Below are 23,199 nucleotides of genomic sequence, written 5' to 3'. Positions count from 1 at the left end.
CGTCATTCAGGCATTAATGAACCAGCATGCCGGTGAACCAGTACGCCTGGGCATAGGTGATGCAGCCGACGATGGTGGCGAAAAACAGGCTGTGCTTGAGCGTGAAGCGGAACAGGTCCGACTCCCTGCCGACCAGGCCGGTCGCGGCACAGGCCACGGCGATGGATTGCGGCGATATCATCTTGCCGGTCACGCCGCCGCTGGAGTTGGCCGCTACCATCAGCACATCGCTGACGCCGAGTTGATGGGCAGTGGTGGCCTGCAGCGATCCGAACAGCGCGTTGGCCGAAGTATCGGAACCGGTCAGGAATACGCCCAGCCAGCCGAGGAACGGCGAGAAGAAGGGGAAAGCCGCGCCTGTTCCGGCCAATACCAGCGCCAGCGTTGAGGACATGCCCGAGTAGTTCATGACGAAGGCAAAGGCCAGCACCATGCCGATGGAGACAATCGCCCAGCGCAACTCGATGAGGGTTTCCTTGAAAGTGGTCAGACCAATCTTCGGGGCGATGCGCAGCACCAGCATTGCAAGGATGGCCGAGAACAGAATCGCAGTGCCCGACGCGGCAATCAGGTCGAACTTGTACACCGCTGGCATCGCCGTGACCTTGGCAACAATGGGCGCGGTCTTCATCACCAACTGGTCCAGATGCGGCACCGGGATGTTGAAGGTAAAGGCCTGCAGAGCGCCGCCGGGTGCGAACAGGGCTTTGAACGGCTTGAGGGTCCAGATCGTGACCATGCCGGTCAGGATCAGGAACGGCGACCAGGCCTTGATGATCTGGCCGAGGCTATAAGGCGTTGCCACCGATGAGCGAGGTTTGTTGAATCCGCCCGGGGCGCCCATGATCGCAGCCGAACCACCGCTGGCCACGACCGTGTCGGATGCGCGCTTTGGCTGCCAGACTTTCAGGAACAGCGTCAGCGAGACAATGCTGACCAGCGCCGAGGTGATGTCGGGCAGTTCAGGGCCGATGAAATTGGAGGTCAGGAACTGGGTGATCGCAAAGGTCGTGCCCGCGATCAGTGCCGCTGGCCAGGTCTCTTTGACGCCGCGCACGCCATCCATCATGAACATCAGCCAGAACGGCACGAAGATCGACAGGAACGGCAACTGGCGTCCGGCCATTGCGCCGATCTTGAACGGGTCAAGCCCGGAGACCTGACCTGCCACGATGATCGGAATACCCAGCGCGCCGAACGCGACGGGTGCCGTGTTGGCGATCAGGCAAAGGCCTGCAGCGTAAAGGGGATTGAGCCCCAGGCCCACCAGCAACGCAGCCGTGATGGCGACCGGTGCGCCGAAACCTGCAGCACCTTCCAGGAACGCACCGAAGCAGAAGCCAATCAGCAGCACCTGAAGACGCTGGTCGTCGGTGATCGACATGACCGAGCTGCGAATGATCTCGAACTGCCCGCTCTTGACCGTCAGTTTGTAGAGAAACACGGCTGCCACGATGATCCATGCAATGGGCCACAGACCATAGGCGAATCCATAGCCTGCAGCTGCCAGCGCCATGTCGCTCGGCATCTGGAAAGCAAAGATCGCCACCAGTATCGACAGCGCCAGCGTGATGCTGCCCGCGATATGGCCTTTGAGCCGAAACACGGCCAGCGCCAGAAAGAAGAACACGATCGGGATCAGTGCGGCCGCGGCGGAAAGGCCAAGGCTGCCAAGCGGTGTGTAGAGCTGTTGCCATGTTTGCATGTCGGGAGGCCCCTTAATTATTTTTGGTAAGGCCCGGTGTTCTGTGTGCGCGGCTTCGATTCGACGTCGTGTTGGCGAGCGCCTGGTCGATGCTGACGATTGAATCGCACAGCTCACCAGCTCAAGTCTCTCTGTTCGAAAGGTCTTGCAGCGCGACGGTGGTTGGCCGTCTAACACTGGCATTGGATAATTGGTAATACCAATTTACAATGTCTGTTGGCTAGAGTAGTGGCCTTGCTGTTGGTGTGTCAATTTGCGTGGCCGAGACTTTTGTCGCAGACGCTTGAAAAGGAGGTGTCCGGCGTGGTTTTCGGCTGAATTGGATAGGTGCCTTGATGACGGCAATCAGCCAGAATACGCGCGCCCGGCAACGAGTCGGGACGGTGGAGTAAGTGCTATGGGCTTTGATCAGGTGCGTCAGCGCCGTTTGTCCGACGATATCGTCGAGCAGCTGGAAAAGATGATTCTGGAAGGGACCCTTAAATCGGGTGGGCGTTTACCGGCCGAGCGGGCGCTGGCCGAGCAGTTCGGTGTGTCGCGTCCTTCGCTGCGCGAGGCTATTCAGAAACTGACGGCCAAGGGCTTGTTGGTCAGTCGTCAGGGTGGCGGCAATTATGTGGTCGAGAACATTGGCTCGACATTCAGCGACCCATTGCTGCATCTGCTGGAAAGCAGCCCCGATGCCCAGCGCGATCTGTTGGAGTTTCGTCACACGCTGGAAGCGTCCTGTGCGTACTACGCGGCGATGCGCGCCACGGAGATGGATCGCGAGCGCTTGCGCCTGGCGTTCGAGTCGTTGCTGGATTGCTATTCGCGTGCCGATGAAGTCAGTCGGGCCGAGGAGGGTGCAGCTGATGCAAACTTTCATCTGGCCATTGCCGAAGCCAGTCACAACGCCGTGCTGCTGCACACCATTCGGGGTCTGTTCGATCTGCTCAAGCGCAACGTCGTGATCAATATCGGCGGCATGTACAAACAACGCGCAGAAACCCGCGACATGCTCATCAAGCAGCATCGGGAGTTGTACGTAGCGATTATCGAAGGTCGTGCTGATGAGGCGCGCGAGGTGTCGAGCAGGCACCTGACCTATGTGCAGGAAGTGCTGGAAGAAGTGAGGCAGCAGGTGCAGCGCACCGCCCGGGCCGAGCGGCGCAACACGATGTGATCGTGCAGGCTGTGCAGAGTCGTAGGAGCGGACCGGGCGGCGTTCCGTTTGTCCACGAAGGCTGACTTCCAGGCGCGACCCTTCGAGTGAATGCCCCGGCCGCTTCGCGGACGAGTCCGCTCCCACGGTTTAGATCGTGGGCGCAGAAACGAGCGCTGGGCATTGGCGCGATGAGCGAAGGCTCAGTCGTCCTTGCCCTTGCTGCGCACGGCGCGCTGCAGCTCACGGTCCGAGTCGCGTTCGCGTTCGGTGTGGCGCTTGTCGTATTCCTTCTTGCCTTTGCCCAGAGCAATTTCGCACTTGATCAAGTGCTGCTTCCAGTAAAGGGAGAGGGCCACGCAGGCATAGCCTTTCTGCTGAACCGACGTGATGAGCTTTTCGAGCTCGCGCTGGTTCAGCAACAGTTTACGGGTGCGTGTCGGGTCAGCGATGACGTGCGTGCTGGCCGTCTTGAGCGGCGTGATATGGCAGCCCATCAGCCATGCCTCGCCATCCTTGAGCAGCACGTAACTGTCGACCAGCTGTACCTTGTTGGCACGCAGGCTTTTTACTTCCCAGCCAGACAGGACCAGACCGGCCTCGAACTTGTGTTCGATGAAGTAATCGTGTCGCGCCTTCTTGTTCTGCGCGATGGTCCCTGTAGGGTGTTTCTTGAGCTTAGCCATAGGGGGCGCATTATAGGGAGTTGCTTCAATGTCGGCTACGGGAAAGCGCGTGCTTGAGCACAATGGTTGAATCCCGGACAATGCGGGCTCTTTTTTGGTTGGGCGTTTCTTTGATGTCGACGGACAAGGTTTCGGTCCACGGTAGCTGGGCGAGCCGCTGGGTATTCATTCTGGCAGCCACGGGCTCTGCAGTCGGGCTAGGCAGTATCTGGAAATTCCCCTACATGGTCGGTGCCTATGGCGGCGGCGCGTTCGTGCTTGTATTCCTGGCGTGTATCGCCCTGATCGGCATTCCGGTCATGATGGCCGAGACGCTGATCGGTCGTCGCGCCCGCTTGAGCCCGGCCAATGCGTTGAAGACGCTGGCGGTCGAGGCCGGGCACTCGGGCCGTTGGTCCTGGGGTGCGTTCGCGGGGATGATCACGGCGCTGTTGATTCTCTCCTTTTATAGTGTGGTTGGCGGCTGGTCGCTCGACTACATCATCGACATGGGGCGTGGCGATTTTCAGGGCGTGACGCCTGATCAGGTGGGCGCGTACTTCGGTGCAGTGATCGCCGACCCTTGGCGTCTGATTTTATGGCACACCGTTTTCATGTTGTTGTCGGCTGTGGTGATCGGCAGGGGTGTCGAAGCCGGCCTTGAACGCAGTCTGCGGATCATGATGCCGATGCTGTTCCTGCTGATGCTGATCCTGTTGGGCTACAGCCTGACCACCGGGCATTTTATGGAAGGCGTGCATTTCATGTTCGACTTCAACCCGGACAAGGTGCTTGACGGGCTGTTGCCCGCCATGGGGCATGCGTTCTTTTCGCTGAGCGTGGGCGTGGGTTCGATCATGGTCTATGGCGCGTACATGACCAAAGGTGCTTCGATCAGCAGCACTGTGGTCGGCATTGCGTTGCTCGATACCTTCGTCTCGTTGCTTGCGGGTCTTGCGCTATTCCCAATCGTTTTTGCCGCAGGTCTGAACCCGAGTGAGGGGCCGGGCCTGATGTTCGTAACATTGCCATTCGCATTCGGTAACGTGGCGTTTGGTCAATTGATGGGCGTGGTGTTCTTTGTGTTGGTGGCGGTTGCAGCCTGGAGCTCGGCGATTTCCCTGCTTGAGCCGATGGTTGCGTATCTGGTGGAACGCACCGGAATTCGTCGGGGCTGGGTCACGTTCTGGCTGGCCTTCAGCTGTTGGTTTGTCGGCCTTGGCACGGTGTTCTCGTTCAATATCTGGCAAAAGGCCAAGTTTTTCGTGAACGATGAAGGCGCTTTCCGCCTCTACCAGTGGGGCGCAACCAGTGGCCTGGACTTCTTCGGAGTCATTGATTTCTTCACCTCGCGCATTATGTTGCCGTTGGGTGGATTGTGTTTTGTGGTATTCGCCGGTTGGGTGATGGGCCGTGAGGCGGTGCGCGATGAGTTGTCGATTCGCAGCCCGCTGCTGTTCAGCCTGACGTTCTTTTTGATGCGCTACGTGGCGCCGCTCGGCATTCTTGTGGTGTTTGCCGCTCAGCTCTGGAAATGACGCTCACATGACTACGCATATTCAACGTTCTGCCCTTTTGCCGTATCCGGCTCGTTTTCTTTACGATCTGGTCAATGACGTCGCGCGTTACCCGGAGTTTTTGCCGTGGTGCTCTTCGGCGACCGTCCTGGAATCCAGCGAGGAGCAGATGCGCGCGAGCCTGGAGATCGCCAAGGGCGGATTGAGCCAGCAATTCGTGACGCGCAATACGCTGACACCGGGCGAGTCGATCGTGATGGACCTGGTTGAAGGGCCATTTGAGCAACTGCACGGCGTCTGGACGTTCAAGCAGTTGGGCGACAAGGCCTGCAAGATCAGCCTGGACCTGTCCTTCGATTACGCGGGGCCTATCGTGCGTGCAACCCTGGGGCCGCTGTTCAATCAGGCTGCCAATACACTGGTGGATGCATTCTGTCAGCGCGCCAAGCAGTTGCATGTCTGACGCATTGATTTCGGTCGAGGTGGTGTATGCCGCGGTCGAGCGTCAGGTGCTGATGGCATTGAAGGTGCCCGCGGGCTCGTCAGTGCGGCAGGTGCTTGCAGCGTCGGGCATCGATCAGCAGTTCCCTGAGCTGGATCTGGCCCGTTGTGCGGTCGGTATCTTCGGTAAAGTGGTCGCTGACCCTTCAGCGCGTTGTGTCGAGGCGGGGGAGCGAATCGAGATCTATCGGCCCTTGCTGGCAGATCCCATGGAGGTACGCCGTCAGCGTGCCGCGAAGGCACGACAGAGCAGGGCGTCTTCGGCTGAATGATGGCTGAACGCGACACACAAAAAAGCCCGGCATGCCGGGCTTTTTGTTGGGCGCTCTGGATCAGCGAGGATTGACGTCCAGAGGCTCTTGAGTCGGTACCGGTACGGTCTCGACACTGTCGACGTCTTTCTGGATCTTCTCCAGCAGCGAGCCTGGTTTTGCAGGTTCTTCAGGCTTCTGTTCAGGCTGGTTTTCAACCGGTACAGCGTTGGTGTCGCTGCTTTTGCCCAGAATGGCTTCATCGCGGCTGACGCCAGGCATGAAGTCACCGGAGAGGCTGACCAGTTGATCATTACCGTTGAAAATCAGACTGACACGCTCCTGCTGGCGTTCACCGCCACCTGGCTGCAGGCTGTACAGGTAGTCCCACCGATCGGAGTGGAAAGTGTCGGTCAGCAACGGGTTGCCCATGATAAACCGTACTTGCCGTCGGGTCATTCCCGGGCGCAACTGGTCTATCATGTCCTGCGTGACGACATTACCCTGCTGGATGTCGATTTTGTAAACCCCGGGGAATGAACAACCGGCGAGTGCGAGCAGTCCCACGAAGGTGAAACTGGTTAGCAAGAGCTTGGTGTTTTGCATCGGTGGGCGACTTCCACTATCTTGGCTGGGACAACGTAAACCCCGATCATACCTGCATTAAGAGAAGCTGCGAAGCAGCGTCTGCGAGAAAGCTGACCATGGTTGAAAATAGCGAACTACGTAAAGCAGGACTCAAGGTGACCCTACCGCGGGTCAAAATACTCCAAATGCTCGATTCTGCCGAGCAGCGCCACATGAGTGCCGAGGATGTTTACAAGGCATTGATGGAGGCGAGCGAGGATGTCGGTCTGGCCACGGTCTACCGTGTTCTGACTCAGTTTGAAGCCGCCGGGCTGGTGGTTCGCCACAACTTCGACGGTGGTCATGCTGTGTTCGAACTGGCTGATGGCGGCCACCACGACCATATGGTCAATGTGGAGTCAGGCGAAGTGATCGAATTCTTCGACGAAGAAATCGAAAAGCTTCAGAAAGCCATTGTCGAGAGGCACGGCTTTGAGTTGGTTGACCACAATCTGGTGCTCTACGTGCGTCACAAAAAGGCGTAAGCATAGCGACAAAAAAGGCGACCCTCGGGTCGCCTTTGTGCTTTTCAGGGTTCAGCTTTTGGCTGTAATGACCATTTTTTTCGCATGAGCCAGCGATTCCTTGGTCAGGTCGATGCCTCCCAGCATGCGCGCCACTTCCTCTATACGCTCGGCCTTGGTCAATTTCGACACGGCAGTGCGTGTCGCGTCGTTATCCCTGACCTTGTGTACGAACAGGTGCTGGTGACCCTGTGCCGCGACCTGCGGCAGGTGAGTCACGGTCATGACCTGTCCACGCTCGCCCAGGCGTCTCAACAGCTGACCAACAATCTCGGCCGTCGGGCCACCGATCCCCACATCGACTTCATCGAAGACCAGCGTCGGTACACGAGAGGTCTGGGCGGTGATGACCTGGATCGCCAGACTGATCCGTGACAGCTCACCGCCAGACGCTACTTTCGCCAGCGCCTTGAGCGGTTGCCCGGGGTTGGCGCTAACCAGCAGTTCAACGTGCTCAAGTCCGTGAGGATGCGGCTCGGTACCTGGAACCGCTTTCAATTCGATCTGGAAGCGCCCGCCGGGCATGCCCAGCCGCTGGATTTCCTGCTCGACGGCGCTGGCCAGCTTTGTCGATGAGGTATGACGCAGGTCGCTCAGCTCGCGTGCCTTTTCCTGATAATGGCGGGCAAAAGCCTGCACTTCATGCTGCAGACGCTCGATGGACTCATCATTGGCGTTGAGCGTTTCTATTTCATCGAGCAGCTTTTGCTGCATTGTCGCGACTTCGTTAGGCTGGATGCGGTGCTTGCGCGCCAACGTGTAGATGGCGTCGAGTCGCTCTTCGAGCTGCTGCAGCCTGGCTGGATTCGCGTCGAAATGATCGAGAAAGCGATTGAGCTCACCCATCGCCTCTTCCACCTGAATCTGTGCGCTGGACAACAGATCAGTGGCTTCGCACAGCGCCGAGGGTGAATTGTTCACGCTGCCCAGTCGATGCAGGCTGGCGGTCAGGGCGTTGAGCACATTGCCGGAATCGCTTTCGCTGCATTGCTCGACCACCTGACGGCAAATGCTCAGCAGGCTCTCGGCATTGGTCAGATTCTTGTGTTCCTGTTCGAGCTGTTCCAGCTCGTTTTCGCCAAGGCTCAGGCTTTCCAGTTCTTCCAGCTGATAGCTGAGCAACTGATGCCGTGCGCGTTGTTCGTCGCCCGAATTGGAAAGACGCTCAAGCTCCTGGCGGGTCTGGCGCCAGCGCTGCGCGGCGAGATTTACCTGGCGCGCCAGATCGGTCGCACCTGCGTACTCATCGAGCAGCCGACGATGGGTGTCGGTCTTCAAGAGAGACTGGTGTTCGTGCTGGCTGTGAATGTCGATCAGCAGCTCGCCGAGCGCTTTCAGATCCCCCTGAGGGCAGGGCGATCCATTGATATAGGCGCGCGAACGGCCCTCGGCAGTGATGACCCGGCGCAATATGCAGGGCCCATCGTTGTCCAGGTCGCGCTCCTTGAGCCAGGCCTGCGCCTCGGGAATATCGTCCAGGTCGAACGTGGCCAGAATATCGGCCTTGTCGGCACCCGGGCGCACGACGCCGCTGTCGGCGCGATCACCCAGTGTCAGGCCCAGCGCGTCGAGCATGATCGATTTGCCAGCGCCGGTTTCGCCAGTGATTACGCTCATGCCCCGATCAAGTTCGAGATCGAGGTGTTCGACGATGGCGTAGTTATGTACGGAAAGGTGCACCAGCATTGAGCGGCTCCCGAGCGGTTTGTCTGGTTATTTATACAGTGTTTTATTTGCTCCTGACAATGCCCCGGTTTAGCTCGATTTGATTGGTGTTCACGATTTTTTAGTCCTTGCCGTGGTGGAGGGGCATTTTTTTCGTGGCTCGATTCCCCATGTTTTTGTGAGGAAATGCACACATCCAGCGTGCATGACCCTTGAAGCGGAAAAATCCGATCCCATATAGGGGGCAGAAGCGCGAGTTGGGATCGCGGACGTTTTTAGAGGAGAACACTGATGGCTGACGAACAGAATCTGGATGCGCAGAGCCAGGACCAGGCTGCCGAAGCAGGCGCGGGTGACGAGTTGACGACCCGCGTGCAAGTGCTCGAAGAGCAACTGGCTGCCGCGCAGGACCAATCCCTGCGAGTGGCTGCGGATCTGCAGAATGTCCGCCGCCGTGCTGAACAGGATGTTGAAAAGGCTCACAAGTTTGCGTTGGAGAAATTTGCCGGTGATCTGTTGCCGATCATCGACAGTCTGGAGCGGGGTATCGAGTTGTCCAACCCGGATGACGAGAGCATTCGCCCGATGCGTGAAGGCATCGAACTGACCTTGAAGATGTTTCAGGACACGCTCAAGCGTTATCAGCTCGAAGCCGTAGATCCGCATGGTCAGCCGTTCAGTGCCGAACAGCACCAGGCAATGGCCATGCAGGAAAGTGCAGATGTAGAGCCCAACACGGTGCTCAAAGTGTTTCAGAAGGGTTACCAGCTCAATGGTCGTCTGCTGCGTCCGGCCATGGTCGTGGTCAGCAAGGCACCATCGCCTGTTACGCCGTCAATTGACGAACAGGCTTGAAATCAGCTGCAAGGCCCCCATTTACAGGTCAAGCGTTTAAGAGCTACCGCAATTTGTAAACGCAATTGCGGCAACCAAATCAAAGTTTCGGGAGAGTCAAGATGGGCAGAATTATCGGTATCGACCTGGGGACAACCAACTCCTGCGTCTCCGTTCTGGAAAACGGCAAAGCCAAGGTTATTGAGAACGCTGAGGGTGCTCGCACCACGCCTTCGATCATTGCCTACGCAAACGATGGTGAGATCCTGGTCGGCCAGTCCGCCAAGCGTCAGGCTGTAACCAATCCGCACAACACGCTGTACGCAGTAAAGCGTCTGATTGGCCGTCGTTTTGACGAAGAAGTCGTTCAGAAAGACATCCAGATGGTCCCTTACAAGATCGTCAAGGCTGACAACAGCGATGCCTGGGTTGAAGTGAATGGCCAGAAAATGGCACCTCCTCAGATTTCCGCTGAAATCCTGAAAAAGATGAAGAAGACGGCTGAGGACTACCTCGGTGAAGCCGTTACCGAAGCGGTCATCACCGTTCCGGCTTACTTCAACGACAGTCAGCGTCAGGCCACCAAAGATGCTGGCCGTATTGCAGGTCTGGACGTCAAGCGCATCATCAACGAGCCTACCGCTGCAGCGCTGGCTTACGGCATGGACAAGGCGAAAGGCGACCACACTGTCATCGTTTATGACTTGGGTGGCGGTACCTTCGACGTCTCGGTTATCGAAATCGCTGAAGTCGATGGCGAGCACCAGTTCGAAGTGCTGGCAACCAACGGCGACACCTTCCTGGGTGGTGAGGACTTCGACATTCGTCTGATTGATTACCTCGTCGACGAATTCAAGAAAGAAAGCGGCATGAACCTGAAGGGCGACCCTCTGGCGATGCAGCGTCTGAAAGAAGCTGCGGAAAAAGCCAAGATCGAGCTGTCCTCCAGCATGCAGACCGACGTCAACCTGCCGTACATCACAGCAGATGCGACCGGTCCAAAGCACTTGAACGTGAAAATCTCCCGTTCCAAGCTGGAATCGCTGGTTGAAGATCTGGTTAAACGCACCATCGAGCCTTGCCGTATCGCGCTGAAAGACGCTGGTATCGACATCAGTTCGATCAACGACGTGATTCTGGTCGGTGGTCAGACGCGTATGCCATTGGTCCAGAAAAGTGTCACCGAGTTTTTCGGTAAAGAAGCCCGTAAGGACGTCAACCCGGATGAAGCCGTTGCCATGGGTGCTGCCATCCAGGGTGCAGTGTTGGCCGGTGATGTAAAAGACGTTCTGTTGCTCGACGTCAGCCCGCTGACCCTGGGTATCGAAACCATGGGCGGTGTGATGACTCCGTTGATCGAGAAAAACACCACGATTCCGACCAAGAAATCTCAGGTGTTCTCGACTGCCGATGACAACCAGGGCGCGGTGACGATCCATGTGCTGCAGGGCGAGCGCAAGCAAGCCGGTCAGAACAAGTCTCTGGGCAAGTTCGACCTGGCCGAGATTCCACCAGCACCACGTGGCGTGCCACAAATCGAAGTGACCTTCGACATCGATGCCAACGGCATCCTGCACGTCGGCGCGAAAGACAAGGCGACCGGCAAGCAGCAGTCGATCGTGATCAAGGCCAACTCCGGTCTGTCCGAGGAAGAAATTCAGCAGATGGTTCGTGATGCTGAAGTCAACGCTGAAGAAGACCGCAAGTTCGAAGAGCTGGCCTCTGCCCGTAACCAGGGTGATGCGCTGGTCCACTCGACTCGCAAGATGATCTCCGATGCAGGCGACAAAGTGACTGCTGAAGAAAAGACCGCAGTCGAAGCTGCAGTGGTCGCTCTGGAAGCCGCCATCAAAGGCGACGACAAGGCTGCCATCGAAGCCAAGGTCGAGGAGCTGTCCAAGGTTTCCGCGCCAATCGCTCAGAAGATGTACGCCGAGCAGGCCGAGAACCCTGAAGCAGCGGCCAAGCCTGCAGAAGATTCGACCAAGGCTGACGACGTTGTCGACGCCGAGTTCGAAGAAGTGAAAGACCACAAGTAAGCGCAGGCTCACTTGAAAGCCGGTTGACCTCTTTCGAGCGGTGGCTGGTAGGATGTCGCCGCGCGGGAGCTTGCTCCCGCGTTGGCGTGTCTGGAACAAGCAAAAATTCCGGTGTGTGGGTCTGTCCCGCACGCCATGTGGCAAGATCGCGATGCTCCTGCGTGGCGACTCGTTCTGCCGCTTTCTCGGTCGGGTATTCCTGGCTGTTGAACGAAGACCAGGATCGTTGAAACGACGTGAGTTGGGTCCGGGCCTGTATGGGGCTCAACGAGTTTGGCAAGGCTCAGGAGGGTTTTGCCGGACGTCCTCAAGAGTGCGGAAGAATTATGGCAAAGCGTGATTATTACGAAGTGTTGGGAGTGGAGCGAGGCTCCAGTGAAGCGGACCTGAAAAAGGCCTATCGTCGTCTGGCGATGAAGCATCACCCTGACCGTAACCCCGATGACAAAGCGTCGGAAGAGATGTTCAAGGAGGCCAACGAGGCCTACGAAGTCCTGTCCGATGCCAGCAAGCGCGCAGCCTACGACCAGTACGGTCACGCCGGTGTCGACCCGAGCATGGGTGGCGGTGGCTTTGGTGGTGGCGCGGGCGGTGCGAATTTCTCCGATATCTTCGGTGATGTATTCAGCGACTTCTTCGGCGGTGGTCGCAGTGGCGGCGGCGGTCGTGGCGGTGCCCAGCGCGGTAGCGACCTGCGCTACACGCTGGAGTTGAACCTGGAGGAAGCCGTTCGCGGTACCACGGTCAGCATCCGTGTTCCGACGCTGGTCAATTGCAAGCCATGCGATGGCAGTGGCGCCAAGAAAGGTTCTTCTCCGGTCACCTGCCCGACCTGTGGCGGTATCGGTCAGGTGCGCATGCAGCAGGGCTTTTTCTCTGTGCAGCAGACCTGCCCGCGTTGCCATGGTCATGGCAAGATCATTTCCGATCCGTGCGACTCGTGCCATGGCGAAGGTCGTGTCGAAGAGTACAAGACGCTGTCTGTCAAAGTGCCGCCAGGTGTCGATACCGGCGACCGTATTCGTCTCTCGGGCGAAGGCGAGGCGGGTGTCCAGGGTGGTCCTACCGGCGACCTGTACGTTGTGATCAATGTGCGTGAACACGACATCTTTCAGCGCGACGGCAAGCATCTGTTCTGCGAAGTGCCTATCAGCTTCACCGATGCAGCATTGGGTGGCGAGCTGGAAGTGCCGACCCTCGACGGTCGCGTCAAGCTGAAAATCCCTGAAGGAACTCAGACCGGCAAGCAGTTCCGCCTGCGTGGCAAGGGTGTTGCGCCTGTGCGTGGTGGTGGGGCTGGCGACCTGATGTGTCGTGTGGCGGTCGAGACACCGGTGAACCTGAGCAAGCGCCAGCGCGAGCTGCTTGAAGAGTTCCGCACATCGCTTGAGAACGACGAGTCCCATTCTCCCAAGGCCAGTGGCTGGTTTGAGGGTGTGAAGCGGTTCTTCGGCGATTTGTAAGGCTATCTAAGGAAAACGGCATGCGACGTATTGCAGTAGTAGGCGCCGCCGGGCGCATGGGCAAGACTTTGATCGAAGCGATTCAACAGACGCCTGGCGCCGGGTTGACCGCTGCGATCGACCGTCCTGACAGTACGCTGGTTGGTGCGGACGCTGGCGAGCTGGCAGCGCTGGGCCGTATCGGTGTTCCGCTGTCGGGCGATCTGGCCAGGGTGGTCGACGAATTCGACGTACTGATCGATTTCACGCACCCCTCGGTCACCCTGAAGAACCTGGCCTTCTGCCGCAAGGCGGGCAAGGCCATGATCATCGGCACAACCGGGTTCAGCGTCGAAGAAAAGCAGCGGTTGGTCGAAGCGGGCAAGGAGATCCCGATCGTGTTCGCCGCCAATTTCAGTGTCGGCGTTAACCTGTGCCTGAAGCTGCTCGATACCGCAGCGCGGGTTCTGGGCGATGACGTCGACATCGAGATCACTGAAGCGCATCACCGTCACAAGGTCGACGCGCCGTCTGGCACGGCGTTGCGCATGGGTGAGGTGGTGGCCAGCGCTCTGGGGCGTGACCTTGAAAAGGTTGCGGTCTATGGGCGTGAAGGGCAGACCGGCGCACGTGATCGTCAGAGCATCGGCTTTGCGACGATTCGTGCGGGTGACGTGGTCGGTGATCACACGGTGCTGTTCGCTGCTGAAGGTGAGCGTGTCGAGATCACCCACAAGGCATCCAGTCGCATGACCTTCGCCAAGGGCGCCGTCAGGGCTGCGATGTGGCTTGATGGCAAGGCACCTGGCCTTTATGACATGCAGGACGTGCTGGATCTGCATTGATCCATGCATTCGCGTTTGTCTGGCCGGATTTCGCACAGGGTGCGGGATTCGGCCTTCTGTTCAGTGTCACTGCTCGAAAAGCTGTCGCATTTCCCCGCATTTGAGGCACATTGGTGGTAGACCAAAAAGGGCCTTTTCTGTAAGCTACAGCTTTAGTGTGTCCACTAAAAGCGCGCAGATGATTCTATAAGAAAGCGGGGTGACGTATCTACGTCATTCCGCTTTTTTGCAACCTGCGATCGCCCTTTCAGGCTTTATTTACGGGAGGTCTTCTTGACTAAGCCAGCCATACTCGCCCTTGCTGATGGCAGCATTTTTCGCGGCGAAGCCATTGGAGCCGACGGTCAGACCGTTGGTGAGGTGGTGTTCAACACCGCAATGACAGGCTATCAGGAAATCCTTACCGATCCTTCCTATGCCCAGCAAATCGTTACCCTGACCTACCCGCACATCGGCAACACCGGCACCACCCCTGAAGATGCAGAGTCTGATCGCGTCTGGTCTGCCGGCCTGGTCATTCGTGATCTGCCGCTCGTCGCCAGCAACTGGCGTAACAAGATGTCGCTGGATGATTACCTGAAAGCCAACAATGTCGTTGCCATCGCCGGTATCGATACCCGTCGCCTGACCCGCATTCTGCGAGAGAAAGGCGCACAGAACGGCTGCATCATGGCCGGCGACAATATTTCCGAAGAGGCCGCGATCGCGGCGGCGCGCGGCTTTCCGGGTCTGAAGGGCATGGACCTGGCCAAAGAGGTCAGCACCAAGGAAGCCTACGAGTGGCGTTCCAGTGTCTGGAACCTGAAAACCGATAGCCATCCTGAAATCGCTGCCTCCGAGCTGCCTTATCATGTAGTCGCTTACGATTACGGCGTGAAGCTGAACATCCTGCGCATGCTGGTCGAGCGCGGCTGCCGCGTGACTGTGGTTCCGGCCCAGACGCCTGCGAAGGATGTCCTGGCCTACAACCCTGATGGTGTGTTCCTGTCCAACGGCCCTGGCGATCCCGAGCCTTGCGACTATGCGATCAAGGCCATCAAGGATGTACTGGAAACCGAAATTCCGGTCTTCGGTATCTGCCTGGGCCACCAGTTGCTCGCGCTGGCCTCCGGAGCCAAGACCCTGAAAATGGGCCACGGCCACCACGGTGCCAACCACCCGGTTCAGGATCTGGACACCGGTGTCGTCATGATCACCAGTCAGAACCACGGTTTTGCGGTGGACGAAGCCACGCTGCCAGCCAACGTGCGCGCCATCCACAAGTCGCTGTTCGACGGCACCCTTCAGGGTATCGAGCGCACCGACAAGAGCGCCTTCAGCTTCCAGGGTCACCCTGAAGCCAGCCCGGGCCCGAACGACGTCGCCCCTCTGTTTGATCGCTTTATCGAAGCCATGGCCAAGCGACGCTGACCGGTTGCCTTGAGAATGTAGTAAGCAGGTGACCTGGCTGGACCCGGACGATACGTCCGGTTGCCGCCACCCAGGTCACCTCAATGAAATGTTCAAGACGGCTTGCCGACTGACCTGCGGATTTGAGTGACAACCCATGCCAAAACGTACAGATATTAAAAGCATCCTGATTCTCGGCGCCGGCCCCATCGTGATCGGCCAGGCCTGTGAATTCGACTACTCCGGCGCCCAGGCCTGCAAGGCACTGCGCGAAGAGGGTTACCGCGTCATCCTGGTGAACTCCAACCCGGCCACCATCATGACCGACCCGGCCATGGCCGACGCCACTTACATCGAGCCGATCAAGTGGCAGACCGTTGCCAAGATCATCGAAAAAGAGCGTCCTGACGCACTGCTGCCAACCATGGGCGGTCAAACCGCACTGAACTGCGCACTGGATCTGGAGCGCGAAGGCGTTCTGGAGAAGTTCGGCGTCGAAATGATCGGTGCCAACGCCGACACCATCGATAAGGCCGAAGACCGCTCGCGCTTCGACAAGGCCATGAAGTCCATCGGCCTGGATTGCCCGCGTTCCGGCATCGCCCACTCGATGGAAGAAGCCAACGCTGTTCTTGAAAAGCTCGGCTTCCCTTGCATCATCCGTCCGTCCTTCACCATGGGCGGCACGGGTGGCGGCATCGCGTACAACCGTGAAGAGTTCGAAGAAATCTGCGCCCGTGGTCTGGACCTGTCGCCGACCAAGGAACTGCTGATCGACGAATCGCTGATCGGCTGGAAAGAATACGAAATGGAAGTTGTCCGTGACAAAAAGGACAACTGCATCATCGTCTGCTCCATCGAGAACTTCGACCCGATGGGCGTGCACACAGGTGACTCCATCACCGTCGCACCCGCGCAGACCCTGACCGACAAGGAATACCAGATCCTGCGCAACGCCTCCCTGGCGGTACTGCGCGAGATCGGCGTTGAAACCGGCGGTTCCAACGTTCAGTTCGGCATCTGCCCAAATACCGGCCGTATGGTCGTGATCGAGATGAACCCGCGTGTCTCGCGTTCCTCGGCCCTTGCTTCCAAAGCCACCGGTTTCCCGATTGCCAAGGTCGCAGCCAAGCTGGCTGTTGGCTACACGCTGGACGAGTTGTCGAACGATATCACCGGCGGCAAGACCCCGGCTTCCTTCGAGCCGTCCATCGACTACGTCGTTACCAAGCTGCCACGCTTCGCATTCGAGAAGTTCGCCAAGGCTGACGCTCGCCTGACTACTCAGATGAAGTCGGTGGGTGAAGTCATGGCCATCGGTCGCACCTTCCAGGAATCCCTGCAGAAAGCCCTGCGCGGTCTGGAAGTCGGTGTCTGCGGTCTGGATCCGAAGCTCGACCTGAGCCATCCGGAAAGCATGAGCACGCTCAAGCGCGAGCTGACCGTGCCGGGTGCCGAGCGTATCTGGTACGTCGCTGACGCGTTCCGCGCCGGCATGAGCGTCGAAGATATCTTCGCCATGAACATGATCGACCCTTGGTTCCTGGTCCAGATCGAAGATCTGATCAAGGACGAAGAGAAGGTCAAGACGCTGGGTCTGTCGGCCATTGACCGCGACCTGATGTTCCGTCTCAAGCGCAAGGGCTTCTCCGATGCGCGTCTGGCCAAGCTGTTGGGCGTGACCGAGAAGAACCTGCGTACGCACCGTCACAAGCTGGAAGTGCTCCCGGTCTACAAGCGCGTCGACACCTGCGCGGCCGAGTTCGCAACCGATACTGCCTACATGTACTCCACGTACGAAGAAGAGTGCGAAGCCAACCCTTCGACTCGCGACAAGATCATGATTCTGGGTGGCGGTCCTAACCGTATCGGCCAGGGCATCGAGTTCGACTACTGCTGCGTACACGCCGCGCTCGCGCTGCGTGACGACGGGTACGAGACCATCATGGTCAACTGCAACCCGGAAACCGTCTCCACTGACTACGACACCTCCGATCGTCTGTACTTCGAGCCGGTTACGCTCGAGGACGTGCTGGAAATCGTGCGTGTCGAGAAGCCCAAGGGTGTGATCGTTCAGTACGGCGGCCAGACTCCGCTGAAACTGGCGCGTGCGCTTGAAGCCGCTGGCGTGCCGATCATCGGCACCAGCCCTGACGCCATCGACCGTGCGGAAGACCGCGAGCGTTTCCAGCAAATGGTCGAGCGCCTGAACCTGCGTCAGCCGCCAAACGCTACCGTGCGCAGCGAAGACGAAGCGATTCGTGCCGCCGCTAAGATCGGTTATCCACTGGTCGTGCGTCCGTCCTATGTACTGGGTGGCCGTGCGATGGAAATCGTTTATCAGGAAGACGAGCTCAAGCGCTACCTGCGTGAAGCGGTTCAGGTTTCCAATGACAGTCCTGTGCTGCTGGATCACTTCCTCAATTGCGCAATCGAAATGGATGTCGATGCAGTCTGCGACGGCACTGACGTGGTCATCGGCGCGATCATGCAGCACATCGAACAGGCGGGCGTTCACTCCGGTGACTCCGCGTGCTCGCTGCCACCGTACTCGCTGCCTGCTCACATCCAGGACGAGATGCGCGAACAGGTCAAGAAAATGGCCCTGGAATTGGGCGTTGTCGGCCTGATGAACGTGCAGCTGGCCTTGCAGGGTGAAGACATCTACGTCATCGAAGTGAACCCGCGCGCATCGCGTACCGTGCCGTTCGTGTCCAAGTGCATTGGTGTTTCCCTGGCCATGATCGCTGCGCGCGTGATGGCTGGCAAAACCCTGAAAGAGCTGAACTTCACCAAGGAAATCATCCCGAATTTCTACAGCGTGAAAGAGGCGGTGTTCCCGTTCGCCAAATTCCCGGGTGTAGACCCGATCCTCGGCCCGGAAATGAAGTCGACCGGTGAAGTGATGGGCGTGGGCGATACCTTCGGCGAAGCGTTCGCCAAGGCCCAGATGGGCGCCAGCGAAGTGCTGCCTACTGGCGGCACCGCATTCATCAGTGTCCGTGATGACGACAAGCCTCTGGTGGCGGGTGTCGCACGTGACCTGATCGGTCTGGGCTTCGAGATCGTTGCCACGGCGGGGACCGCCAAGCTGATCGAAGCGGCTGGCTTGAAAGTACGCCGCGTCAACAAAGTGACCGAGGGTCGTCCTCACGTGGTCGACATGATCAAGAATGATGAAGTCACGCTGATCATCAACACCACCGAAGGTCGTCAGTCGATTGCGGATTCCTACTCCATTCGTCGCAACGCCTTGCAGCACAAGATTTACTGCACCACGACTATTGCAGCAGGCGAAGCCATCTGCGAAGCGCTCAAGTTCGGTCCAGAGAAGACTGTACGTCGCTTGCAGGATCTCCATGCAGGATTGAAGGCATGATCAAATACCCAATGACTGTTCAGGGCGCTCGCGCCCTGGAAGAAGAATTGACCCACCTGACCAAGGTGATCCGTCCCAAGCTGAGCCAGGATATCGGCACGGCGCGGGAGTTGGGTGACCTGAAGGAGAACGCTGAATACCATGCTGCGCGTGAGCAGCAGGGCATGGTCGAGGCGCGTATTCGTGACATCGAAGGCCGTATGCAGAATGCCGTGGTGATCGACGTCACCACCATTCCTCATACTGGCAAGGTGATTTTCGGCACGACCGTTGAAATCGCCAACGTCGAAACGGACGAGAGCGTCACTTACCAGATCGTGGGTGAGGATGAAGCGGATATCAAGAAAGGCAAGATTTCGGTGGGATCGCCCATCGCTCGCGCCTTGATTGCCAAGGAAGAAGGCGATGTCGTGGTCGTGAAGACGCCTAGCGGTGTCATCGAGTACGAAATCGTCGAAGTTCGCCACGTCTGACACCAGTGCCCGCTTCTGGCGGGCGCAACTGCCTGGTCCTTTCGGCATCTGCCTTGAGGATCTTGGCGGTAGTGTGTGATAGCGGGTCTGAACGACCTGAAGACAAGCGAAGTTGCGTAAAAAAGGAGCAGGGCGCGCAATCTGCGGCCCTGGCTTCTGTTTTTTTAGTTTGCGCGGTGGACGTTGGACAACAGCTTGTTTACCTTTGGGTTCTTGCGATAGATCAACGCCATTTTGCCGATGACCTGAACAAGATCCGCCGAGCCGGCTTTGCAGATTTCTGCAATGGCCTGCAAGCGACTTTCGCGGTCGAGGATGTTGAGCTTGATCTTGATCAGCTCGTGATCGCTCAGTGCGCGTTCAAGCTCTGCCAGCACACCTTCAGTCAAACCATTGTCAGCCACGATCAATACCGGTTTCAGGTGGTGGCCAATGGATTTGTATTGTTTCTTCTGCTCTTGAGTGAGCGGCATAATCTGACCTCTGCGTCTGATCTTGTAAAAAGCGGCGGCCAGTTTACCCGAGCGAGTCCGGGACCGCCCAGTTAATCACGACTCGTTTATTTTTGAGGTGCCCCGTGGCCCGTTCCAAGACAAGCCATAACTGGCTCAAAGAACACTTCGACGACAAGTACGTCAAAATGGCGCAGAAGGACGGTTACCGTTCACGTGCCAGTTACAAGCTTCTCGAGATCCAGGAAAAGGACAAGATCATCCGTCCCGGCATGACCGTGATCGACCTCGGTGCCGCGCCTGGAGGCTGGTCGCAGGTGACCAGTCGTCTGATTGGCGGTCAAGGCCGCCTGATCGCTTCCGACATCCTTGAAATGGACAGCATCCCTGACGTGACCTTCATTCAGGGCGACTTCACGGAAGATGCCGTGCTCGCACAAATTCTGGAAGCGGTCGGTAATACACAGGTAGACCTTGTGATTTCCGATATGGCCCCCAATATGAGTGGATTGAGCGCTGTAGATATGCCGCGGGCGATGTTTCTCTGTGAGTTGGCGCTTGATCTGGCTGGCCGGGTTTTGCGTCCGGGTGGCGATTTCCTCATCAAGGTCTTCCAGGGTGAAGGCTTCGACGTGTATCACAAAGACATCCGCAAGCTGTTCGACAAGGTGCAGATGCGAAAGCCGTTGTCGTCGCGTGATCGATCCCGTGAGCAGTACCTGCTGGGTCGTGGCTTCAAGGGTATCGAAGGCGCGGCCAGCGATGAGCGTCTTTGATGCCAGGCGATAGCTTTTTTTAAATGGCGTTATCGATGCAGCATGTTCGACCATCGCGTAGTCAAAGTTTCACAAAGGGTTACAGACGGCGCCTGCCACATCTGTAGGTTCTGTAGTAAGTTAGGCCGGTGAATATCATGCGAGGCACGCTTGCTGCGTGGAGCTTGCTTCAGAGGGTAGCTAATTGAACGATATGGCAAAGAATTTGATCCTGTGGTTGATCATCGCGGCTGTCCTGGTGACGGTGATGAACAACTTCTCCAGCCCGAACGAGCCGCAGACCCTCAATTATTCCGAGTTCATCCAGCAGGTTAAGGATGGCAAGGTTGAGAAGGTTTCCGTCGACGGTTACGTCATCACTGGCAAACGCAGCGATGGCGACACCTTCAAGACTATTCGTCCGGCCATCCAGGACAACGGTCTGATCGGTGATCTGGTCGACAACCACGTGGTCGTCGAAGGCAAGCAGCCTGAACAGCAGAGCATCTGGACCCAGTTGCTGGTTGCCAGCTTCCCGATTCTGGTGATTATCGCCGTCTTCATGTTCTTCATGCGCCAGATGCAAGGTGGGGCCGGCGGTAAAGGCGGTCCGATGAGCTTTGGCAAGAGCAAGGCCCGTCTGTTATCCGAAGATCAGGTGAAGACCACCCTGGCTGACGTCGCAGGTTGTGACGAAGCCAAGGAAGAAGTGGGTGAACTCGTTGAGTTCCTTCGCGATCCGGGCAAGTTCCAGCGCCTGGGCGGTCGCATTCCCCGTGGCGTGTTGATGGTCGGTCCTCCGGGTACCGGTAAGACGCTGATCGCCAAGGCGATTGCAGGCGAGGCGAAAGTACCGTTCTTCACCATTTCCGGTTCCGACTTCGTCGAAATGTTCGTGGGTGTTGGTGCAAGCCGCGTCCGTGACATGTTCGAGCAGGCCAAAAAACACGCGCCGTGCATCATCTTCATCGATGAAATCGACGCAGTCGGTCGTCATCGCGGTGCTGGCATGGGGGGTGGTCACGACGAGCGTGAGCAGACCCTCAACCAGTTGCTGGTCGAGATGGATGGTTTCGAGATGAATGACGGCATCATCGTCATCGCTGCAACCAACCGTCCTGATGTACTCGACCCTGCGCTGTTGCGTCCAGGCCGTTTCGACCGTCAGGTCGTGGTAGGTCTGCCGGACATTCGCGGTCGTGAGCAGATTCTCAAGGTTCACATGCGCAAGGTGCCGATGGGTGAGGATGTCAATCCTGGTGTTATCGCTCGCGGTACGCCTGGTTTCTCCGGTGCCGATCTGGCCAACCTCGTCAACGAAGCATCGTTGTTTGCGGCTCGCTCAGGCAAGCGCATCGTCGAGATGAAAGAGTTCGAGCTGGCGAAGGACAAGATCATGATGGGTGCCGAGCGCAAATCCATGGTCATGTCCGAGAAGGAAAAACAGAACACCGCCTACCACGAAGCGGGTCACGCTATCGTTGGTCGTCTGGTGCCTGAGCATGACCCGGTCTACAAGGTCTCGATCATTCCTCGTGGCCGTGCCCTCGGCGTGACCATGTTCCTGCCGGAAGAGGACCGTTACAGTCTGTCCAAGCGCGCGCTGATCAGTCAGATCTGCTCGCTGTACGGTGGTCGTATCGCAGAAGAAATGACCCTGGGTTTTGACGGTGTCACCACGGGCGCTTCCAACGACATCATGCGTGCCAGCCAGCTTGCGCGGAACATGGTGACGAAATGGGGTTTGTCGGAAAAGCTGGGTCCTCTGATGTACTCCGAGGACGAAGATTCCGGTTACCTGGGTCGTGGCGGCAGTCAGAACTCCAACTTCTCTGGTGAGACAGCCAAGCTGATCGACTCCGAGGTTCGCAGTATCATCGATCTCTGCTACGGGACCGCGAAGCAGCTGCTGACGGATAACCGTGACAAGCTGGATGCCATGGCTGACGCGCTGATGAAGTATGAAACCATCGATGCGGATCAGATCGATGACATCATGTCGGGTCGTCCACCGCGTGAGCCGCGCGACTGGGAAGGCGGTTCGGGTACCAAGGGTACGCCGATCACTCCAGACCCTCGCCCGGAAGCGCCGATCGGCGGCCCTGCTGCTGAACACTAAGGCCTGACATGACTTCTGCGCTGTACCCGACCCGGTTGCCTTGCGGCAACCGGGTTCTTGATTTGGCCCATACGCACGTGATGGGCATCCTCAACGCTACCCCCGACTCGTTCTCTGATGGTGGTCGCTACAGTCAGCTCGATGCTGCGTTGCGTCATGCCCAGTCCATGGTCGCTGCGGGCGCCACGCTGATCGATATCGGCGGGGAGTCAACGCGTCCGGGGGCTCGTCCGGTCTCACCCGCTGAAGAGGTGGAGCGCGTCGCGCCGCTGGTGGAGCTTATCGCTCGCGAGCTGGACGTGATCATCTCGGTCGATACGTCTACGCCAGGCGTCATGCTCGAATCTGCCAGGCTGGGGGCGGGTCTGATCAATGATGTCCGCTCTCTGCGGCGACCCGGAGCGCTGGAGGCGGCTGCCGCAACGGGCTTGCCCGTATGCCTGATGCATATGCTGGGTGAGCCTGGCGATATGCAGGATAATCCACGCTATGAAGACCTCGTCGGTGAGGTCGGTGCTTTTCTTGTGGAGCGAATTGAGCGATGCGAAGCCGTCGGCATCGACCGCAGCCGGATCATTCTTGATCCCGGGTTTGGTTTTGCGAAAACCCTCGACCACAACCTGAGTCTGTTCAGGCACATGGAAGCCCTGCATGCCCTTGGTCGCCCGCTGCTTGTCGGTGTGTCGCGCAAGAGCATGATTGGTGCTGTGCTGGGTCGCCCGGTGGATGAGCGTTTGTATGGTGGTCTGGCGCTGGCTGCACTGGCCATGACCAAAGGTGCAAGAATTTTGCGTGTGCACGATGTCGCCGAAACGGTGGACGTGGTGCGCATGATTGCAGCTGTCGAAGCAGCTGAATAACAACAGTGGGGCA

20 protein-coding genes are annotated in these 23,199 nt (G+C 58.1%); 15 read left to right on the top strand and 5 right to left on the bottom strand.

The window, feature by feature from the left end:
* Positions 1 to 13: 13 nt before the first annotated feature.
* A complete protein-coding gene (locus BUB69_RS25370) occupies positions 14 to 1,705 on the bottom strand; it encodes a lactate permease LctP family transporter (protein WP_073172272.1) in 1,692 nt (563 codons plus the stop codon).
* A gap of 397 nt (positions 1,706 to 2,102) precedes the next feature.
* On the opposite strand from BUB69_RS25370, the gene BUB69_RS25365 reads away from it, so the two are divergent.
* The gene (locus BUB69_RS25365; RefSeq protein ID WP_024689138.1) at positions 2,103 to 2,870 is read left to right on the top strand and encodes a GntR family transcriptional regulator; all 768 of its coding nucleotides are present in this window, start codon (positions 2,103 to 2,105) and stop codon (positions 2,868 to 2,870) included.
* Between the two features lie 182 nt (positions 2,871 to 3,052).
* Here the strand turns inward: BUB69_RS25365 and smpB are convergent, their stop codons facing one another.
* Entirely contained in the window at positions 3,053 to 3,535 is a 483-nt protein-coding gene (gene smpB, locus BUB69_RS25360) for an SsrA-binding protein SmpB (protein WP_024688902.1), read from the bottom strand.
* A 113-nt stretch (positions 3,536 to 3,648) separates the two neighbouring features.
* Between smpB and BUB69_RS25355 the strand changes: the two genes are divergently transcribed.
* The 3 genes from BUB69_RS25355 to BUB69_RS25345 are packed head-to-tail and all read left to right on the top strand — an operon-like array spanning position 3,649 to position 5,804.
* On the top strand, positions 3,649 to 5,052 hold the full coding sequence (locus BUB69_RS25355; protein ID WP_073172268.1) for a sodium-dependent transporter: 1,404 nt from the start codon (positions 3,649 to 3,651) through the stop codon (positions 5,050 to 5,052).
* Between the two features lie 7 nt (positions 5,053 to 5,059).
* Positions 5,060 to 5,494 (top strand): type II toxin-antitoxin system RatA family toxin, encoded by a 435-nt coding sequence (locus tag BUB69_RS25350; protein WP_073172264.1) that lies wholly within the window; start codon positions 5,060 to 5,062, stop codon positions 5,492 to 5,494.
* On the top strand, positions 5,487 to 5,804 hold the full coding sequence (locus tag BUB69_RS25345) for an RnfH family protein (RefSeq protein ID WP_073172261.1): 318 nt from the start codon (positions 5,487 to 5,489) through the stop codon (positions 5,802 to 5,804). Before BUB69_RS25350 ends, BUB69_RS25345 begins: the two co-directional genes overlap by 8 nt.
* Positions 5,805 to 5,864: 60 nt before the next feature.
* Here the strand turns inward: BUB69_RS25345 and BUB69_RS25340 are convergent, their stop codons facing one another.
* On the bottom strand, positions 5,865 to 6,389 hold the full coding sequence (locus BUB69_RS25340; protein WP_073172257.1) for an outer membrane protein assembly factor BamE: 525 nt from the start codon (positions 6,387 to 6,389) through the stop codon (positions 5,865 to 5,867).
* 98 nt (positions 6,390 to 6,487) lie between these two features.
* Here BUB69_RS25340 and fur point away from each other — a divergent pair, with 98 nt between their 5' ends.
* A complete protein-coding gene (gene fur / locus BUB69_RS25335; protein WP_024688907.1) occupies positions 6,488 to 6,895 on the top strand; it encodes a ferric iron uptake transcriptional regulator in 408 nt (135 codons plus the stop codon).
* Between the two features lie 51 nt (positions 6,896 to 6,946).
* Here the strand turns inward: fur and recN are convergent, their stop codons facing one another.
* Positions 6,947 to 8,620 (bottom strand): DNA repair protein RecN, encoded by a 1,674-nt coding sequence (gene recN, locus BUB69_RS25330; protein WP_073172254.1) that lies wholly within the window; start codon positions 8,618 to 8,620, stop codon positions 6,947 to 6,949.
* Between the two features lie 270 nt (positions 8,621 to 8,890).
* Here recN and grpE point away from each other — a divergent pair, with 270 nt between their 5' ends.
* The 7 genes from grpE (at position 8,891) to greA (ending at position 19,000) form a co-directional block, all read left to right on the top strand.
* The gene (gene grpE / locus BUB69_RS25325) at positions 8,891 to 9,454 is read left to right on the top strand and encodes a nucleotide exchange factor GrpE (RefSeq protein WP_024688909.1); all 564 of its coding nucleotides are present in this window, start codon (positions 8,891 to 8,893) and stop codon (positions 9,452 to 9,454) included.
* Between the two features lie 65 nt (positions 9,455 to 9,519).
* Positions 9,520 to 11,472 (top strand): molecular chaperone DnaK, encoded by a 1,953-nt coding sequence (gene dnaK, locus BUB69_RS25320; protein WP_281250965.1) that lies wholly within the window; start codon positions 9,520 to 9,522, stop codon positions 11,470 to 11,472.
* 326 nt (positions 11,473 to 11,798) lie between these two features.
* Complete coding sequence (gene dnaJ, locus BUB69_RS25315) at positions 11,799 to 12,935, top strand: molecular chaperone DnaJ (protein ID WP_073172248.1); 1,137 nt, start codon at positions 11,799 to 11,801, stop codon at positions 12,933 to 12,935.
* A gap of 20 nt (positions 12,936 to 12,955) precedes the next feature.
* Complete coding sequence (dapB, locus tag BUB69_RS25310; protein WP_073172244.1) at positions 12,956 to 13,759, top strand: 4-hydroxy-tetrahydrodipicolinate reductase; 804 nt, start codon at positions 12,956 to 12,958, stop codon at positions 13,757 to 13,759.
* 273 nt (positions 13,760 to 14,032) lie between these two features.
* Complete coding sequence (carA, locus tag BUB69_RS25305; protein ID WP_024688913.1) at positions 14,033 to 15,169, top strand: glutamine-hydrolyzing carbamoyl-phosphate synthase small subunit; 1,137 nt, start codon at positions 14,033 to 14,035, stop codon at positions 15,167 to 15,169.
* A 136-nt stretch (positions 15,170 to 15,305) separates the two neighbouring features.
* Positions 15,306 to 18,527 (top strand): carbamoyl-phosphate synthase large subunit, encoded by a 3,222-nt coding sequence (gene carB, locus BUB69_RS25300; RefSeq protein ID WP_073172240.1) that lies wholly within the window; start codon positions 15,306 to 15,308, stop codon positions 18,525 to 18,527.
* Entirely contained in the window at positions 18,524 to 19,000 is a 477-nt protein-coding gene (gene greA / locus BUB69_RS25295) for a transcription elongation factor GreA (RefSeq protein WP_024688915.1), read from the top strand. The genes carB and greA overlap by 4 nt, the downstream gene beginning before the upstream one ends.
* Positions 19,001 to 19,164: 164 nt before the next feature.
* Here the strand turns inward: greA and BUB69_RS25290 are convergent, their stop codons facing one another.
* Positions 19,165 to 19,473, bottom strand: a complete 309-nt coding sequence (locus tag BUB69_RS25290; RefSeq protein WP_024688916.1) for a YhbY family RNA-binding protein — start codon at positions 19,471 to 19,473, stop codon at positions 19,165 to 19,167.
* A gap of 104 nt (positions 19,474 to 19,577) precedes the next feature.
* Between BUB69_RS25290 and rlmE the strand changes: the two genes are divergently transcribed.
* From rlmE to folP, 3 genes are all read left to right on the top strand, one after another.
* On the top strand, positions 19,578 to 20,228 hold the full coding sequence (gene rlmE, locus BUB69_RS25285; protein ID WP_004879989.1) for a 23S rRNA (uridine(2552)-2'-O)-methyltransferase RlmE: 651 nt from the start codon (positions 19,578 to 19,580) through the stop codon (positions 20,226 to 20,228).
* Between the two features lie 193 nt (positions 20,229 to 20,421).
* On the top strand, positions 20,422 to 22,326 hold the full coding sequence (ftsH, locus tag BUB69_RS25280) for an ATP-dependent zinc metalloprotease FtsH (RefSeq protein ID WP_073172237.1): 1,905 nt from the start codon (positions 20,422 to 20,424) through the stop codon (positions 22,324 to 22,326).
* A gap of 8 nt (positions 22,327 to 22,334) precedes the next feature.
* A complete protein-coding gene (folP, locus tag BUB69_RS25275; protein WP_073172235.1) occupies positions 22,335 to 23,186 on the top strand; it encodes a dihydropteroate synthase in 852 nt (283 codons plus the stop codon).
* Positions 23,187 to 23,199: the final 13 nt, after the last annotated feature.

Origin of the sequence: Pseudomonas asturiensis (genome assembly GCF_900143095.1) — a bacterium.
Taxonomy (GTDB): Bacteria; Pseudomonadota; Gammaproteobacteria; order Pseudomonadales; family Pseudomonadaceae; genus Aquipseudomonas; species Aquipseudomonas asturiensis.
Note: the sequence above shows the minus strand (reverse complement) of the source record. Positions and strands in the feature narration are given on the sequence as shown.